The sequence below is a fragment of the Agromyces neolithicus genome (genome assembly GCF_039529735.1).
Lineage (GTDB): Bacteria > Actinomycetota > Actinomycetes > Actinomycetales > Microbacteriaceae > Agromyces > Agromyces neolithicus.
The window spans coordinates 13834-30264 of sequence record NZ_BAAANJ010000009.1 but is presented as its reverse complement, the minus strand read 5'-3'; the positions used below and the strand labels follow the sequence as shown (position 1 = coordinate 30264).

Sequence of the window (16431 nt, the reverse complement as noted above, 5' to 3'; positions counted from 1 at the left end):
ACCGTGAGAGCGGCGCCGGCGGGCTCACGCGACGAGTTCGCCGACCGGCTCATCGGCCTCGTCGGCCTCGGCCTGATCCGCGTCGAGCGGGTGGGCGACCTCGTCGCGGGTCATCCGTGCCGCGATGATCGCGACGATTCCGATCACGAGCGGTGCGATGCCGGCGATGAGGAACACGACCGGCAGTCCGAGCGACTCGCCCGCCGGGCCCGCGAAGGCCATCGACACGGGCATGAACGCGAGCGAGACGAAGAAGTCGAGGCTCGAGACGCGGCCGAGCATGTTCGCCGGAACCCGGCGCTGCAGCAGCGTGCCCCAGATCACCACGCCGCCGTTGAACGCGGCACCGACGGCGAAGGCGGCGATCGCCATGACCCAGATCTGGTCGGTGAGTCCGAATACGGCGAGCGGGAGGCATCCGAATGCCCACAGCAGGTTCATCACGGTCAGGTAGCGGCGCGGCAGCCTGAGCGAGGCGACGACCATCGATCCGACTGCACCGCCGATGCCGAACGCCGCGAGGATCAGCGCGTGCTGCTCGGGGCCGCCGCCGGCGACGTCTTTGATCACGAACGGCACGAGCACCTCGAACGGCCCCATGATCAGCAGAATCAGCAACGACGCGAACGTCAGGGTGCCCAGCAGCCACGGCGTGCGCACCATGTAGACGAAGCCCTCGCGCACGTCGGCGAACAGTGAGGCGGTCGGATGCCGCTGCTCGGCGGTCTCCGACTGCTCGGCGGTCGCCTGCTCGGCGGTCGCCTGGTCGGCGGTCGCCTGCGCTCCGCGCAGCGGCATCACGGGGAGCTTCAGGATGCACGCCGCCGCGACGACCCCGGTGAGCGCGGTCACGGCGAGCGCGGCCCCGGGCGACGAGATCGCGATGAGCGCGCTCGCGAGCGCCGGGCCCCCGGCCTGCATGAGCACCGGCCGGGCCATGCCTTCGAATCCGTTCGCAGCGAGCAACTGGTCTTCGGGCACGACGCTCGGCAGCAGTGCCGAGTAGGCCGGGTAGTACAGGCCGGCCATCACGCCGCCGACCAGGGCGACGGCCACGAGCTGCCACACCGCCAGGCCACCGGTCAGCGACGTCAGCGCGACGAAGCCGACGCTCGCGGCGCGGACGACCTCGACCACGAGCAGGATGCGCCGCTGCGGAATGCGGTCGGCCAGTGCGCCGCCGAGCAGGGTCGTCAGCAGCATGCCGATCGCCGAAGCGCCGGCGACCAGCGACAGCTCGGCCGCACCGCCGCCGATCGCGACGATCTGCCAGACCAGCGCGACCATCCAGATGCCGGTGCCCACCATCGACGACACGAGTGCCGCGGCGAGCCAACGGTAGGCCGGGTTACGCAGCGGCCGAAGTGCCCGGGGAGTTGACATGATGTTGGTCCTTTGCCCAGTGGAACGGATGCCTCAGAAGCAGGTGCCTCTACTCATGCGTCGAATCAGGTCGGGCGAAATCGACACGTGTGCCGAACGTCTTCGAGATCGGTGCCGCCGGCCTTGGCGACATCCGTCTTTCTGCACATGAAAGTTCCCCCTCATTCGATGAGGGGGAACGGTCATTCGGATTCTGGAAGGGTCCCGCGGACGCGGTGCTCACCGCACGACGTCGTAGATCGCCTTGACGACCCCATTCGAATAGGCCTCGTGCTCGACGAGCGCCAGCTTGCCGGCCTCGCGACCGCTGAAGAGGCGCTTGCCCTCGCCGAGCACAACAGGGAAGACGAGCAGGTGGTAGCGGTCGACGAGTCCGGCTTCGCCCAGCGCTTGGGCAAGGGTCGCGCTGCCGTGCACGATGATCGGGCCGCCGTCGCCCTGCTTGAGCTGCGCGACCTCGTCGATCGACCTGAGCACCGACGTGTTGTTCCACTCGGGATCGTTCAGCGTGGTGGAGACGACATACTTCGGCATGGCGTTGTACTCGGCGAACTCGTCCTCCATGGTCGGCCAGACCGGGGCGAACTCGTCGTAGCTGACCCGGCCGATGAGCATGGCCTCGGCCTCGAGCTGCTCGCGACCCTTGATCTCGTAGGCCTCCTCGACGAAGTCGACCTCCTTGAAGGTCCAGCCGGCGCGCGGGTGGTCGCCGCCACCGGGCGAGTCGACGACGCCGTCGAGGGTGATGAATTCGGTGACGATGAGCGTGCGCATGACGATCTCCTGTGTTCTCCCGAGCCGGTCTCTCCGCCTCTCATTGTGGCGTCGAACAGGGATGGGGTCGGATCGACATGAGCGTGGAAAACTGTGGAGCTTGGAGGACTGACATGACGAATCGAACCACCGACCTCACGTCGATGCTGGGCATCGACCACCCGATCGTGCTCGGCCCGTTCGGGGGGCTGTCGTCGGTCGAGCTGACCGCTGCGGTGAGTGAGCTCGGCGGGCTCGGCTCATACGGACTCTACGGGTACGACGCGAGCCGCATCGCCGAGACGGCGGTAGCGATCCGCGCGGCCACGGGCCGGCCGTTCAACCTCAATGTCTGGCTGCCGCTGACGGATGACCCGACCGACGCCCCGCTCGCGGCCGGAGACTTCGAGGCGACCGGCGACGCGTTGCGACCATTCTTCGACGAGGTCGGCGTGCCGGTGCCGACAGAGCCGCCGGAACGGTACCTGCCCTCGTTCGAGGAGCAGTGGCAGGCCGTGCTCGAGGCGCGGCCCGCGGTGGCGAGCTTCGTCTTCGGCGTGCCGTCGGCCGAGGTGGTCGAGAGTGCGCGAGCACGGGGCATCCGTCTCTTGGGAACGGCGACGTCGGTCGACGAGGCCGTCGCGCTCGACGCGAGCGGTGTCGACGCGATCGTCGCCACGGGGCTCGAGGCCGGCGGGCACCGGGTGTCGTTCCTGCGGCAGCCCGAGCAGTCGCTCGTGGGGTCGATCTCGCTGATCCCCCAGGTCGTCGACGCGGTCTCGGTGCCGGTGATCGCCGCCGGCGGAATCGCCGACCGGCGGGGCGTCGCGGCCGCCCTGGCACTCGGCGCCGCGGGAGTGCAGGTGGGCACCGCGTTCCTGCGCACGCGGCAGTCGGCGACCAACGACGGGCATCGTGACGCGATCGGCGCGACCGCCGCGCACGAGACCGTGCTCACCCGAGCGATGAGCGGCCGACTCGCGCGCGGCGCGCGCAACCGCGCCGTCAGCGAGATCGAGGCGAGCGGGGTGATCGCGCCGTTCCCCGTGCAGAACTGGATGACGGGCGGGTTCCGTGTCGAGGCCATTCGGCAGGGCCGTGCCGACCTGCAGTCGCTGTGGATGGGGCAGTCGGCGCCGCTCGCGGTGCACGACGACGTGCGCGAGGTGTTCGAGGAACTCGCGGCCGGGCTCGCACGCTGAGGATGCAGGAACTTTCGGGCGACGCGCCGGGCGGCGCCCGGCGCGGGTCGGCGTGTCACGCAGTTCTTCCTGCACCACTGAGTTGAGCGCACTTCATTGGGCGGGGTGCAGTGTCGGAGGCAACCCCTAGCGTCGTGACCATGACTGCGACGATCGCTGAGATCCGGCCGTTCGACCTTCACGTTGCCGATGAGGTGCTCGACGACCTGCGCACCCGACTCGAGCGCACTCGGCTGCTCGACGACTCGCCACGCAAGCCGGCTTCGGGCATGTCCGCCGCATACCTGCGCGAGCTCGTCGACACCTGGATCGACTGGGACTGGCGCGCCCGCGAGGCCTGGCTCAACGCGCATCCGCAGTTCATCGCGCGCATCGGCGATGCCGACGTGCACTTCGCACACCTGCGATCGGGGCGCGCCGATGCTCCGGCATTGCTCGTGATGCACGGCTGGCCGCACACGTTCGCGCTGCAGCTCGACTTCGCCGACCGCTTGCCCGACTTCCACGTCGTGGTCGCGAGCCTGCCCGGATTCGCGTTCTCCTCGCCGTATGCCGATGGCCCCATGTCCGAGACGAGGATGGCTGCGACGATGCACGCGCTCATGACCGACGTGCTCGGCTACGAGCGCTTCGTCACCTATGGCGAAGATGTCACGGCGAACGTGAGCGACCTCATCGCCGCCCGCTACCCCGAGCAGGTCGCCGGCATCGTCGCGACGCACGCGCACTTCCCGACGGGCGATGAGCGCGAGGCACTCACCGATGCCGCAGAGCGCGCCTTCTTCGACGACCTCGGCGCCCGGCAAGGCCCCGACGGTGCCTATGGGCACGTGCAGGGCACCCGCCCCGACACACTCGCCGTCGGCCTCAACGACTCGCCCGCCGCGCTGCTCGCGTGGATCGCCGAGAAGCTCGTCGAGTGGAGCGACACGCCGTCGGGCGATCCCGCGGCGGTCGAGCGGCGCATCTCGCGCGAGCGCATCCTCACCGAGGCGATGATCTACTGGGTGACGCAGTCGATCGGGTCGTCGTTCCGCCCGTACTACGACGGCGCTGACGAGCCCGACCCGATCCCGCCCACCTCGGTGCCGGCGGCGGTGGTCATCCAACGGCACGAGGCCGAGTACCCCGAGACACTCGCGCGTCGGCACTACCTCGACGTGCGGGTCTTCGACCGCCTCGACGAGGGCGGGCACTTCGCGGCCGGCGAGGTTCCCGACGAGCTGGCTGCGCGGGTACGGGAGTTCGTGAACTCGCTGAGCTGAGCGCCCGTCGCCGTCGCGGCGGCGCTACTTCGAGTCGACCGCGGCCGTCTCGGCGCCCTGCCCCTCACTCGCGGCCGCACCCTGCTCGGCGCACGCCTCTTCGGGCCCCTCAGCGGCAACTGGCACACGCTGACGGCGGGTCACCAGGAACGAGCCGGCGAGCACAAGCACGAAGCCGACGATCGTCCACACGGTGATGCGCTCGCCGAGCACGGCGACACCGGCGATGATCGCGACGGCGGGATTGACGTAGGTGATCGCGGTGGCCTTGACCGGCCCGATCTCTGAGATGAGCGCCACCATGAGCAGGAACGCGAGCGCGCTGCAGACCACGGCGAGCACGACGATCGACACGATGACCGCCTGTGACGGCAGCGCCGTGGGCCAGCCGCCCGTGAGCAGCACGAAGGGCACGTAGACGACTGCCGTGGCGGCCAGCGATACCGCGACGACGCCGACGCCGGGCAGGTCGGACATCCACCGCGCGAGGATCGCCGGGCCGAGCGCGTAGCCGACGACGACGACCGCCATCTGCGCGACGGCGATCAGGTCGGAGCCCGCGATGTCGAGGCCGACGAGCGCGGCGACACCCAGCATGCCGAGCGCGATGCCGAGCCAGTTCGCCCGAGAGAGCCGCTCGGGCCGGCCCATCGCGAACGCGATGCCCACGCCGGCGAGCGGCACCGTGGCGAGCAGCAGGCCCGCGGTCGAGCTCGGCAGGCGCTGCTCGGCGGCGCTCAGGAAGTACCACGGCAAGATGATCTCGACGATCGTGTACGCGAGCATCGGCTTCCACCGACGCACGACCTGGGCCACCTCGCGACGGAAGAACGCCAGCGGCAGCAGCAGCAGCGCCGCGAGGCCCGCCCGCGCGAGCACCACCATGGCCGGCTCGAGCTCGCTCACCGCGATCTTGATGAACAGGTAGGGGATGCCCCAGGCGATGCCGAGCGCGGCGAACAGGATCAGCCCACGTCGAGTCACGTGTTCATTCTGCTGGCCACCACCGACGGCGGCTGACGTGCGGCTGCCGAGTGCACGCGAATTCCCGCCAACCACGAGGGCGGCGAGCGGATGCCGCGACACTGCGCTGCGGCATCCGCTCGCCTGTTCGACGAAGGAGTACTCAGCCGGCGGCGAGCAGTTCGAGCGTGTCGATCACGCGGTTCGAGAAGCCCCACTCGTTGTCGTACCAGGCGACGACCTTGACGTGTTTTCCATCGACGCGGGTGAGCGCGGCGTCGAAGATCGACGAGGCCGGGTTGCCGGTGATGTCCGACGAGACGAGCGGGTCTTCGGAGTACTCGAGCACGCCGGCGAGCGGGCCCTCGGCCGCGGCGCGGTAGGCCTCGCGAACCTGCTCGGCGGTGACCTCGCGCGAGACGGTCGTGTTGAGCTCGACGATCGAGCCGACCGGCACGGGCACGCGGATCGAGTCGCCCGAGAGCTTGCCGTCGAGGCCGGGCAGCACGAGGCCGATCGCCTTGGCTGCACCGGTGGTCGTCGGCACGATGTTCACGCCGGCAGCGCGCGCCCGGCGCGGGTCGCGGTGGGGGCCGTCCTGCAGGTTCTGCTCCTGCGTGTACGCGTGCACGGTCGTCATGAAGCCGTGCTCGATGCCGGCGAGGTCGTCGAGCACCTTCGCGAGCGGGGCGAGCGCGTTCGTCGTGCACGAGGCGTTCGAGATGATCGTGTGGGCGGCGGGGTCGTAGGCGTCGGTGTTCACGCCGAACGCGAGGGTGACGTCGGCGCCGTCGGCGGGCGCGCTCACGAGCACCTTCTTCGCGCCGGCGTCGAGGTGGGCGCGGGCGGCCTCGGCCGACGTGAAGCGGCCGGTCGATTCGAGCACGAGGTCGACCTCGAGCTCGGCCCAGGGCAGGCTCGCGGGGTCGCGCTCGGCGAGCACCGTGATGCGGCGGCCGTCGACCACGAGGGTGTCGCCATCGACCTCGACGGGGCGGCCGAGCCGGCCGGCCGAGCTGTCGTAGCGCAGCAGTTGCGCGAGCGCCTTCGGGTCGGTGAGGTCGTTCACGGCGACGACCTCGAGGTCGGAGTCGCGCTCGAGCAGGGCGCGGAGCACGTTGCGGCCGATGCGGCCGAATCCGTTGACGGCGATGCGAGTCATTGGGGGAGTTCCTTTCATTCCCGTCGAGCTTCGCCCGCCGACGGATGCCGCGACAGTGACCGTGACGACAGTGTTCGCAAGGATCACGCCACACGCCGGCACTCAGTCGGGCGGCGGAGGGGCGGCGGCCTCACTCACCCGGCTGCACGAACGTGTGCCGGTACTCGGTCGGCGACGTGCCGAGGATGCGGTGGAAGTGCAGCCGCAGATTCGCACCGGTACCGAGGCCGACGAGCGCGGCGATCTGCTCGACGCCGAGGTCGCTTCGCTCGAGCAGCTCACGGGCGAGGTCGACGCGGGCGCGCAGCACCCACTGCATCGGCGTGTAGCCGGTGTCCTCCACGAATCGGCGCGAGAACGTGCGCGGCGAGACGTTGGCGTGCCGGGCCAGGTCACCCAGCGTCAGCCGGTCTTCGAGCCGGGCGAGCGCCCACTCGCGCGTCGTGGCGAACACCTCGCCGAGCGGCTCGGGCACGCTGCGCGGCACGTACTGCGCCTGCCCGCCGCTGCGGTAGGGCGCCGCCACGAGCCGGCGCGCGACGTGGTTCGACAGGCCGACGCCGTGGTCGCGGCGCACGAGGTGCAGGCACAGGTCGATGCCCGATGCCGCTCCCGCCGAGGTGAGCACGGCCCCCTCGTCGACGAACAGCACGTTCTCGTCGACGCGAACGAGCGGATGCCTCGCGGCGAGCGCCCTCGTGTAGTGCCAGTGCGTCGTGGCGCGGCGGCCATCGAGCAGCCCCGTCGCGGCGAGCGCGAACGCGCCGGTCGAGATCGCCGCGAGGCGGGCACCGCGCTCGTGCGCCGCGCGCAGCGCCTGGATCACCGGCGACGGCGGGTCTTCGCGATCGGGGTGCCGGTAGCCCGGAATGAACACCGTCTCTGCCCACTCGAGTGCCTCGAGCCCGTCGTCGACGGAATACGCGAGGCCGTCGCCGCCCGTGACGAGCCCGGAGCCGCGCCACAGGCGCGGACCTCGTAGGGCATGCTCTGCCGGGTGCTGAACACCTGCGCGGGGATGCCGACGTCGAGCGGCTTCGCGCCCTCGAGCACGAGCACCGCGACGCGATGGTTCCTGCGAGACATGCGGCCTCCCGATGCGTGGCACGATCTCTTACCTCCGCAAAGATACCGCCAGCTGCGCCACATGCACCCCGCAGCCCGCGTACAGCCGCCGCCCCTACGCTGAGCCCATGAGCCCCCGCCGCGCCTCCGAGCCGATCTACAGCACGGCGATCGCCGCGGGTCGGGTACTGTTCGGCGGGCTGCGACTCAGGCGCTCGGTCATCGGTGCCGACAACATCCCGGCGACCGGCGGCGCGGTGCTCGCGATGACGCACTTCGGCTATCTCGAGTTCGCCCTCGTCGAGTGGGTCACATGGCTCGCCACGCGCCGGCGGGTGCGGTTCATGGCGAAGCAGTCGGTGTTCGAGAAGCCCGTGGTCGGCTGGCTCATGCGCGGAATGCGGCACATCGCCGTCGACATGAAGGCCGGCGCCGCCGCCTATGCCGCCGCCGTGCAGGCGCTGCGCGACGGCGAGATCATCGGCGTGTTCCCCGAGGCAGGGGTGAGTGCGTCGTTCACGGTGCGCGAGCTGAAGACCGGCGCGGTGCGCCTCGCTGCCGAGGCCGGGGTCCCGGTCATCCCCGTCGCCGTATGGGGCGGTCAACGGCTCATGACCAAGCGGCACAAGATTCATTTCGGCGAACGCTTCGGCGTGCCGGTGTCGTTCGCGTTCGGTACGCCGCTGCGCCCCGAGGCGGCCGCCGACGTGCGCGCTGCGACCGACGAGCTGCGCGAGCGGATGCAGCAGCTGGTCGATCGGCTCCAGCGCGACTACCCCGTGGACGGCACCGGCCAGTGGTGGCAGCCCCGCCATCTCGGCGGCACGGCGCCGACGCCGGCAGAGGCCGCGGCCGCGGATGCCGCCCGTGACGCGGCGCGTACGGCCGCGCGCGACGCTGAGCGCGAGGCATCCGCCGACTGATTCAGCGTGCCGGCACGACCGACCGAATGCGCTCGCGGCGCCCGGGCACGCCGTTCTCGACGCGCACCCACGCGCCGTCGCGCAGCACCTCGTAGGCGCGGAACGCGCACGCGATGCCCTTCGCCGTCATCAGGTCGGGTGAGTCCATGAGCTGGAAGTGCAGGTGCGGCGCCGTGGAGTTGCCCGTGTGCCCGACGTTGCCGATGAGGTCTCCGGTCGACACCCGCTGGCCCTCGGCGACCGCGACGGTGCCCAGCGCGATGTGGGCGAAGCCCGCGTAGAGGTCGTCGGAATCGAGCGCCCGCAGCAGCACGTGGTTGCCCATGATCGACGGCAGCTTCTCGGGGGTGAAGGTGAACGCGTTCCTCAGCTGGTGCGCCAGCTCACGAACCGGATGGATCCACTCGCGCTCGGCCATGCCGTCTGAGGCCTGCACGACCTCGCCGTCGAACGGCGCGTGGATCGGCGCGCCCCACGCGTAGGACTCGCGCGTGCGACCGCCGAAGAGCCCGCCTCGCGGGGTGCCCGCCGGGTGGAAGTGCACGCCCTTGCGGTCATCGACGATGAGCAGGTCGTACGCGTAGCGCTGGCCGAGCATGTCGGTGCCGTGGCTCGGCACGCGGTGCGCGGGCGTCGTGACGGCCATCCAGCCCTCGCCGCGCAGCGGGAACTCGACGACGACGGGGTTCTCGAGTGTGTGCTCCATCGACGCGATGGTAACGGCGGGCGCGCGCCGACGCATCGCACCACGGTACGAGACGAGACGAGCGGATGCCCGCGGCCTGGGCCGGGGCATCCGCTCGAGTCTCGGATCGCGAGCAATGGAGGATCGCCGGTGGGACGAATCCGGATCCGCCGACGGGGTGGGCCGCCGAATCCGCCTCGGGTGCGGCAGCTCGTGGCCGCCTCACCCTCGCGTGTACAGTCATTGGTAACAAGGGTCGGCAATCGGTGCAACTCGGCTCATTCAGGTTAGACAAATTGTAAGATTCTCGGGTGAGTTCCGAGCGGGCGGGGGTTCACATTGATCAAGTTGGATGCCACTGACCGGCGGATCCTCGTCGAACTCGACGACGACCCCCGACTGCCCACGGTGGTCATCGCACAGCGGCTGGGGCTCGCTCGGGCGACGGTGCAGAGCCGGCTCGACAAGCTCGCGACGTCGGGCCTGCTGCGTGCGAACAGCAGCCGTGTGCGACCCGACTCGCTGGGTCGGGGCATCGCGGCATCGGTGCGCGCCGAGCTCGACCAGCACCTCATCCACGACGCGATCGAGGCGCTCGAGCTCATCCCCGAGGTGCTCGAGTGCTTCGCCCCGGCCGGCGACGACGACCTGCTGCTGCGCGTCGTCGCACGCACGCCCGACGACCTCTACCGGGTGAGCGAAGAGATCAGGCTGTGCCCCGGCATCGTGCGCACCTCGACCAGCCTGTTCCTGCGCGAGGTCATTCCCTACCGCATGTCGGCGCTGCTCGCCGCGCCCGACTGACCGCGCACCCGCCATCCGCGCTCCGTGGGAGCAAGGTTATGCGCCGGGAGCAACCGACGAACGTGGCTCCCGGCGGCGAACTTTGCTCCCACGGCGCGATCGACCCGGGCACGCCGCGCGGTCGGCGCGGCTACGCGCGGGCCACCACGGTGTCGGCGTTGCGCGCGACCCACTCGACGAGGGGCAGCATGTGCTGCATGAGTTCGCGGCCGAGGTCGGTGAGCGAGTACTCGACGCGCGGCGGCACCTCGGGGTACGACGTGCGCGCGACCAGGCCGTCGGACTCGAGCGTGCGCAGCGTCGAGGCGAGCATCTTCTCGCTGATGCCCTCGACCTCTCGTCGCAGTTCGCCCCAGCGGTGGGTGCCGTCGGTGAGGGCGAGCAGCACGAGCACGCCCCACTTGCTCATGATGTGGTCGAGCACCACCCGCGTGGGGCAGCCCTCCATGAAGACCTCGCCCGATGACTCCCGGATCTGCGCAAGACTTACCACCATGTGGGTACCTTACTTCAAAGTGGGTACCGCCGACAGGGAAGTACTCGGGCGTGAAGCCGGTTGTCTCCGATGACCCCGATCGGAAGGAACACACCCGCATGACCATCCTCGTCACCGCCGCCAGCGGCCAACTCGGATCCCTCGTCGTCGACGCCCTGCTCGAGCGCGGCGCCGATCCGGCAGACCTCGTCGCCACCGCCCGCGACACCGCGAAGATCGAGCGGCTCGCGGCACGGGGCATCCGTACCGCCGAACTCGACTACACGCGCCCCGAGACCATCGCCGCCGCCCTCGACGGGGTCGACACCGTGCTGCTCATCTCGGGATCGGAGCCGGGCAACCGCGCGGCCGGCCACCAGAACGTCATCGACGCCGCGAAGGCGGCCGGCGTCGCAAAGCTCGTCTACACGAGCGCCCCGAAGGCCACGACCGCCGACTTCGCGCTCGCCGCCGACCACAAGGCCACCGAAGAGGCCATCGCCGCCTCGGGCGTTCCCGCGGTGATCGTGCGCAACAACTGGTACACCGAGAACTACACGACGGATGTCTCGCGCGCGGCCACGACCGGCGTGATCGCCGCCTCCGTGGGCGATGGACGGGTGGCCAGCGCCAGCCGCGCAGACTACGCCGCGGGTGCTGCGGCCGTGCTGCTCGAAGACGGGCACCTCGGGAAGGTCTACGAATTCGGCGGCGACGTGGCGTGGAACTACGACGAGCTCGCTGCCGCGGCATCCGACGTGCTGGGCCGCGAGGTCGGCTACCAGCGCCTGACCACCGACGAGCACGTGGCCGCGCTCGAGGGCTTCGGCCTCGACGCCGGCACCGCCGGGTTCGTCGCGGGCATCGACGACGCGATCCGCCGCGGCGTGCTCGGCGACACCGACGGCACGCTCGCGCGCCTCATCGGCCGGCCGACGACGCCGCTCATCGACGGGCTGCGCGCGACCGTGTCGGTCGAGTCCGACTCGCAGGGCCGGCCCGCCGCCTGACGCGACCGGGCGGTGCTCGTCCCGTGGCTGCGTCACTGATGCGGAATCAGCATCAGTGACGCAGTCTCGCGTGAGGCACACCGACTGCGTCAGGGTCGCCGTCGCACGTGCCGGCCCCGCCTGCGCGGCGATCTCGCGCGCCGACCGGACGACCAGGGTCACGCCGAGCGGGGCGTGGCTACTTCAGATACGCACGCAAGAATCCCCCATTCGATGGGTGCTCATGCGCGTATCGGCATCGACGGCGATCAGATCGTTGCGCATATTCTCGACACGGAAGATGACTGAAGTCAACCTCTTCCCTCCAGGAAACCTCGGTGCTAATTTCTTCCACACTGTGCCCGGCGATCCCGGCCAGTCAGTCAAGGGAGAACAATGAAACGACGCACGCGCGGCATCCTCGCCGTGGCCGCGGCGGGAGCGACGGTCATCGCGGGGGCAGCCTTCGGGCAGGCCGCGATCGCCGCCCCCTCTGCGGAAGACCCGAACCCTGCAGCATCCCAACGCCTCGACAATCGTCCTGGCCCGCTCACCGAGCGACAGAACGAGCGGCGCAAGGCTGCGCAGAAGCTCATTCTCTCGGGGCAGGCCTCGCCGAACGAAGACGGCGTCATCGCCCTCGAAGAGGGCGAGAACGACAAGTACTTCGAGGCCGCAATCACCGGCACCGGCCGACTGTTCACGATCCTCTCGGAGTTCGGCGACCAGTCGAGCGGCAAGCTCGGCTCGGTGCCCGGCCCGCTGCACAACGCGATCCCCGAGCCCGACCGCGCGGTGAACAACAGCACGCACTGGCGCAGCGACTTCGACCGCGCCTATTACGACGACCTGTTCTTCGACACCGCCGGCGACGGTGGCGACTCCTTCGCCGACTTCTACACCAAGCAGTCGTCGGGCAACTACACCGTGGCCGGCGAGGTGAGCGACTGGGTGAAGGTGCCGGGCAACGCCTCGACGTACGGCGACAACTCCGTCGAAGACTACGGCGGGGCCTGGCAGTTCATCGAAGACACCGGCAACGCGTGGTACGACGCACAGGTCGCGGCGGGCAAGACCGCCGACGAGATCACGGCCGAACTGGCGTCGTTCGATGTGTGGGACCGCTACGACGCCGACGCCGACGGCAACTTCGACGAGCCCGACGGCTATCTCGACCACTTCCAGGCCGTGCACGCCGGCGAGGGCGAAGACGCCGGCGGCGGCGCTCAGGGCGAAGACGCCATCTGGTCGCACCGCTGGTACGTGAACTCCACGGACTACGGCACGACCGGGCCCGAGGGCGCGAAGTTCGGCGGCGCGCAGATCGGCGACACCGGCTACTGGATCGGCGACTACACCGTCGAGGCCGAGAACGGCGGCCTCGGCGTGTTCGCGCACGAGTACGCGCACGACCTCGGTCTGCCCGACTTCTACGACACCGCCGGCGGCGAGAACGGCACCGCGTTCTGGACCCTCATGTCGAGCGGCTCGTGGCTCAACAAGGGCGGCGACGACATCGGCACGACCCCGAACTACATGGGTCCGTGGGAGAAGCTGCAGCTCGGCTGGCTCGACTACTCGGTCGTCGACCCGGGCGAGGGCGGCGACTTCACGCTGAGCCCCGCCGCGCTGCAGGCAGAGGGCCAAGACCAGGCGCTCGTCATCGACGTGCCCGACCAGGGCATCACCACCGAGTACGTCACGCCGAACTCGGGTGCCAACGCCTGGTGGACCTCGAGCGCCGACGACCTCAACACGACACTGACGCGTTCGCTTGACCTGTCGGGCGTCAGGAGCGCGACGGTCACGGCGAAGGCCTGGTACGACATCGAGGCGGGTTACGACTACCTCTACGCCGAGTACTCGACCGACGGAACCAACTGGACGACGATCGCCACGCTTTCCGACACGTCGAACGGCAGGTGGTCGACGCTGCGCTACTCGGTGCCGGGCGGCAACGCCGACACGCAGTTCCGGTTCCGCTACCAGAGCGACGGCGGCGTACACCTCGCGGGTGCGTTCATCGACGACATCGTCGTGAAGAGCGGCGGTACGACCCTGTTCACCGACGATGTCGAGAGTGGCGACAACGGCTGGGTGGCTGCGGGCGGCTTCGCGCAGAGCACGGGCACCGAGACGAGTGAGGGCGACCGCTACTACCTGGTCGAGAACCGCACGTACACCGACTACGACGCCACGCTCGAGGTCGGGCCCTACCAGTTCAGCAACGGCCTCACGGCGCCCGACACGGTGGAGCACTTCCCGTACCAGGACGGCATGCTCGTGTGGGTGGTCGACGAGGCGTACGGCGACAACAACACCATCGAGCACCCGGGCCACGGCCTCGCGCTGCCGGTGGACTCGCACCCCGCCCTGTTCACCTACGAAGGAGAGACCACGGGCCCGAGCAACCGTCGCCAGCCGTTCGACGCGACCTTCGGCCTGCAGACGATCGACCCGGTCACCCTGCACAAAGAGGTTGTCGTCGGCAAGGGCAAGAGCCAGACGATCACGTCGGTCGGCGCCTCAGCACCGGGCGGGCAGCAACTCGCATCCTTCAGCGACGCCGATGAGGATGCGTACTTCGACGCGTCGAACCCGCTCGGCGGCGTGCTGCTGGCCGGTCACGACGTGTCGGTGACGGTCACGCAGCAGAACGCGGGGGGCACGATGACGGTCAGCGTCATCAACCCCGGCATGTGAGCTGACCCGTCGGTTCGCAGCAACCTCGGTGGGCCCGTCTTCTCGGAGACGGGCCCACTCGCGTTCCAGCAGGTGGCCTGACCAGCCCTCGGTGGTGCCGCGCGCATGATCCGATTTGCGGAAAGGCACAAACGCGCGTGGGTGCGCACACCGACGCATTCGTCGAACCCGAGAGATCCCAGCTCATGCAGGATTTCCGGGGTTAGGCTGCGAGAATGAGTGAATTCCGTCCCCCCGTCGCCGACCTCACCTTCGCTCTCGAGCATGTGGTGCGCTACGACGAGATCGCACAGCTTCCTGGCTTCGAGCACGCCGATCGCGACACTGTCGTCGAGATCCTCTCCGAGGCCGGTGACTTCATGGCCGAGGTCGTCGCCCCCACCAACCGCACCGGTGACCTCGAGGGGTCGCGGCTGAACGCCGACGGCACCGTCACCACACCGACCGGCTTCAAAGAGGCATATGCCGCCTTCGTCGAGGCGGGCTGGGGCTCGGTGCCCCTGCCCGAGGAGTACGGCGGCGGCGGGTTCCCGCGCACCGTCGGGCTCGCGCTGCAAGAGCTCGAGATGGAGGCCAACATGGCCTTCTCGCTCGCTCCCCTGCTCACCCAGGGCGCGATCGAAGCTCTCCTGGGCTACGGCACCGACGAGCAGAAGCAGCAGTGGCTGCCCAAGATGGTCAGCGGCGAGTGGGCCGGCACCATGAACCTCACCGAGCCGCACGCCGGCTCCGATGTCGGTGCCCTCACCACGAAGGCCGTGAAGCGCGCCGACGGCACCTACGGCATCACGGGCCAGAAGATCTTCATCACGTTCGGCGACCACGACCTGAGCGAGCAGATCGTGCACCTCGTGCTCGCGCGCACCCCCGATGCGCCGGCCGGCACCAAGGGCATCTCGATCTTCATCGTGCCGAAGTTCCTCGTGAACGACGACGGCTCGCTCGGCGAGCGCAACGGCGTGCACACCGTGGGCGTCGAGCACAAGATGGGCATCCACGGCTCGCCCACCTGTGTGCTCTCATACGAAGACGCGACCGGCTACCTCATCGGCGAAGAGAACATCGGCATGCGCATCATGTTCGTCATGATGAACAGCGCCCGCCTCTCAGTGGGCACGCAGGGCCTCGCCGTGGCCGAGCGCGCCTACCAGCAGTCGCTCGGCTACGCGAAGGAACGCCTGCAGGGCCGGGCGATCGGCGCCACCGAGACCTCGCCGATCATCGATTTCCCCGACGTGCGCCGCATGCTCATGACCCAGAAGGCGTACATCGCCGCAATGCGCCGCATGATGCTGCTGAATGCCGTGAACGTCGACCTCTCGACCCATCACCCCGACGCGGCGACCCGCGCCCGGGCCGACGAGATCGTCGGGCTGCTCACGCCCATCTGCAAGTCGTTCGGCACCGACCTCGGAAACGAGCTCACGTCGCTCGCGCTGCAGATCCACGGCGGCATGGGCTTCATCGAAGAGACGGGTGCCGCGCAGCACTACCGTGACGTGCGCATCGCCGCGATCTACGAAGGCACGAACGGCATTCAGGCCGCCGACCTCATCGGTCGCAAGCTGCCCGTTCGCGACGGCGCCTCGGTGCTCGAGTTCATCGCCTCGATGCGCGAGCTCGACGGTGAGCTGGCCGCGGCCGGCGAGGAGTTCGCGACGATCCGCGCGCAGCTGAACGCGCAACTCGACACGCTCGAGCAGACGACGAAGTGGATGCTCCGTACCGGTGCCACCGACCCCAACTCGGCGCTCAGCGGCTCGACCCCCTACATGCGCATCTGGGGGCTCGTCGTCGGCGGCTGGCTCATGGCGAAGTCGGCGCTCGCCGCGCGCGGCCTCGACGCAGACGGTATCGCCGAGGCGCAGCTGCCGCTCGCCCGGTTCTACGCCGAGCAGCTGCTGCCGCAGGCCGCCGGCCTCGTCGGTGCGGCCACCGCCGGCTCGCGCGATCTCTTCGCGCTCGACGGCGACACGCTCGCCGATCGCGCACCTGCCCGCGCGCGCGTCTGACGATTCAACCGATCGGATGTCGCGGCGCGAGCCGCGGCATCCGATCG

13 protein-coding genes and 1 pseudogene are annotated in these 16431 nt (G+C 69.8%); 7 read left to right on the top strand and 7 right to left on the bottom strand.

Features of this window, described 5'->3' with window-relative positions; all coding sequences use genetic code 11:
* Nucleotides 1–24: 24 nt before the first annotated feature.
* Nucleotides 25–1383, bottom strand: a complete 1359-nt coding sequence (locus ABD164_RS12455; protein WP_344296569.1) for an MFS transporter — start codon at nt 1381–1383, stop codon at nt 25–27.
* Nucleotides 1384–1602: 219 nt separating this feature from the next.
* Nucleotides 1603–2157 (bottom strand): dihydrofolate reductase family protein, encoded by a 555-nt coding sequence (locus ABD164_RS12450; protein WP_344296568.1) that lies wholly within the window; start codon nt 2155–2157, stop codon nt 1603–1605.
* Between the two features lie 113 nt (nt 2158–2270).
* On the opposite strand from ABD164_RS12450, the gene ABD164_RS12445 reads away from it, so the two are divergent.
* Together ABD164_RS12445 and ABD164_RS12440 are read left to right on the top strand one after the other, a co-directional pair.
* A complete protein-coding gene (locus ABD164_RS12445) occupies nt 2271–3338 on the top strand; it encodes an NAD(P)H-dependent flavin oxidoreductase (RefSeq protein ID WP_344296566.1) in 1068 nt (355 codons plus the stop codon).
* A 140-nt stretch (nt 3339–3478) separates the two neighbouring features.
* Nucleotides 3479–4603, top strand: a complete 1125-nt coding sequence (locus ABD164_RS12440) for an epoxide hydrolase family protein (RefSeq protein WP_344296564.1) — start codon at nt 3479–3481, stop codon at nt 4601–4603.
* A 24-nt stretch (nt 4604–4627) separates the two neighbouring features.
* Here the strand turns inward: ABD164_RS12440 and ABD164_RS12435 are convergent, their stop codons facing one another.
* The 3 genes and pseudogenes from ABD164_RS12435 to ABD164_RS12425 form a co-directional block, all read right to left on the bottom strand.
* Nucleotides 4628–5587, bottom strand: coding sequence for a DMT family transporter (locus tag ABD164_RS12435; protein WP_344296562.1), 960 nt, complete (start codon nt 5585–5587; stop codon nt 4628–4630).
* Nucleotides 5588–5729: 142 nt separating this feature from the next.
* Nucleotides 5730–6728 carry a type I glyceraldehyde-3-phosphate dehydrogenase gene (gap, locus tag ABD164_RS12430; protein WP_344296561.1) on the bottom strand — a complete coding sequence of 333 codons (999 nt, stop codon included), beginning with the start codon at nt 6726–6728 and terminating at the stop codon, nt 5730–5732.
* A 130-nt stretch (nt 6729–6858) separates the two neighbouring features.
* Nucleotides 6859–7814: pseudogene (locus ABD164_RS12425) on the bottom strand (GlxA family transcriptional regulator).
* A 107-nt stretch (nt 7815–7921) separates the two neighbouring features.
* Here ABD164_RS12425 and ABD164_RS12420 point away from each other — a divergent pair.
* On the top strand, nt 7922–8716 hold the full coding sequence (locus tag ABD164_RS12420) for a lysophospholipid acyltransferase family protein (RefSeq protein WP_344296559.1): 795 nt from the start codon (nt 7922–7924) through the stop codon (nt 8714–8716).
* A 1-nt stretch (nt 8717) separates the two neighbouring features.
* Here the strand turns inward: ABD164_RS12420 and ABD164_RS12415 are convergent, their stop codons facing one another.
* Nucleotides 8718–9422 carry a M23 family metallopeptidase gene (locus tag ABD164_RS12415; protein WP_344296557.1) on the bottom strand — a complete coding sequence of 235 codons (705 nt, stop codon included), beginning with the start codon at nt 9420–9422 and terminating at the stop codon, nt 8718–8720.
* A gap of 318 nt (nt 9423–9740) precedes the next feature.
* On the opposite strand from ABD164_RS12415, the gene ABD164_RS12410 reads away from it, so the two are divergent.
* Nucleotides 9741–10205, top strand: a complete 465-nt coding sequence (locus tag ABD164_RS12410) for an Lrp/AsnC family transcriptional regulator (RefSeq protein ID WP_344296556.1) — start codon at nt 9741–9743, stop codon at nt 10203–10205.
* 130 nt (nt 10206–10335) lie between these two features.
* Here the strand turns inward: ABD164_RS12410 and ABD164_RS12405 are convergent, their stop codons facing one another.
* A complete protein-coding gene (locus tag ABD164_RS12405; RefSeq protein ID WP_344296554.1) occupies nt 10336–10701 on the bottom strand; it encodes a winged helix-turn-helix transcriptional regulator in 366 nt (121 codons plus the stop codon).
* Nucleotides 10702–10799: 98 nt separating this feature from the next.
* Between ABD164_RS12405 and ABD164_RS12400 the strand changes: the two genes are divergently transcribed.
* The 3 genes from ABD164_RS12400 (at nt 10800) to ABD164_RS12390 (ending at nt 16384) form a co-directional block, all read left to right on the top strand.
* A complete protein-coding gene (locus ABD164_RS12400; RefSeq protein WP_344296552.1) occupies nt 10800–11690 on the top strand; it encodes an SDR family oxidoreductase in 891 nt (296 codons plus the stop codon).
* A gap of 375 nt (nt 11691–12065) precedes the next feature.
* Entirely contained in the window at nt 12066–14372 is a 2307-nt protein-coding gene (locus ABD164_RS12395) for an immune inhibitor A domain-containing protein (RefSeq protein WP_344296550.1), read from the top strand.
* Between the two features lie 215 nt (nt 14373–14587).
* Nucleotides 14588–16384, top strand: coding sequence for an acyl-CoA dehydrogenase family protein (locus ABD164_RS12390; RefSeq protein ID WP_344296548.1), 1797 nt, complete (start codon nt 14588–14590; stop codon nt 16382–16384).
* Nucleotides 16385–16431 lie beyond the last annotated feature (47 nt).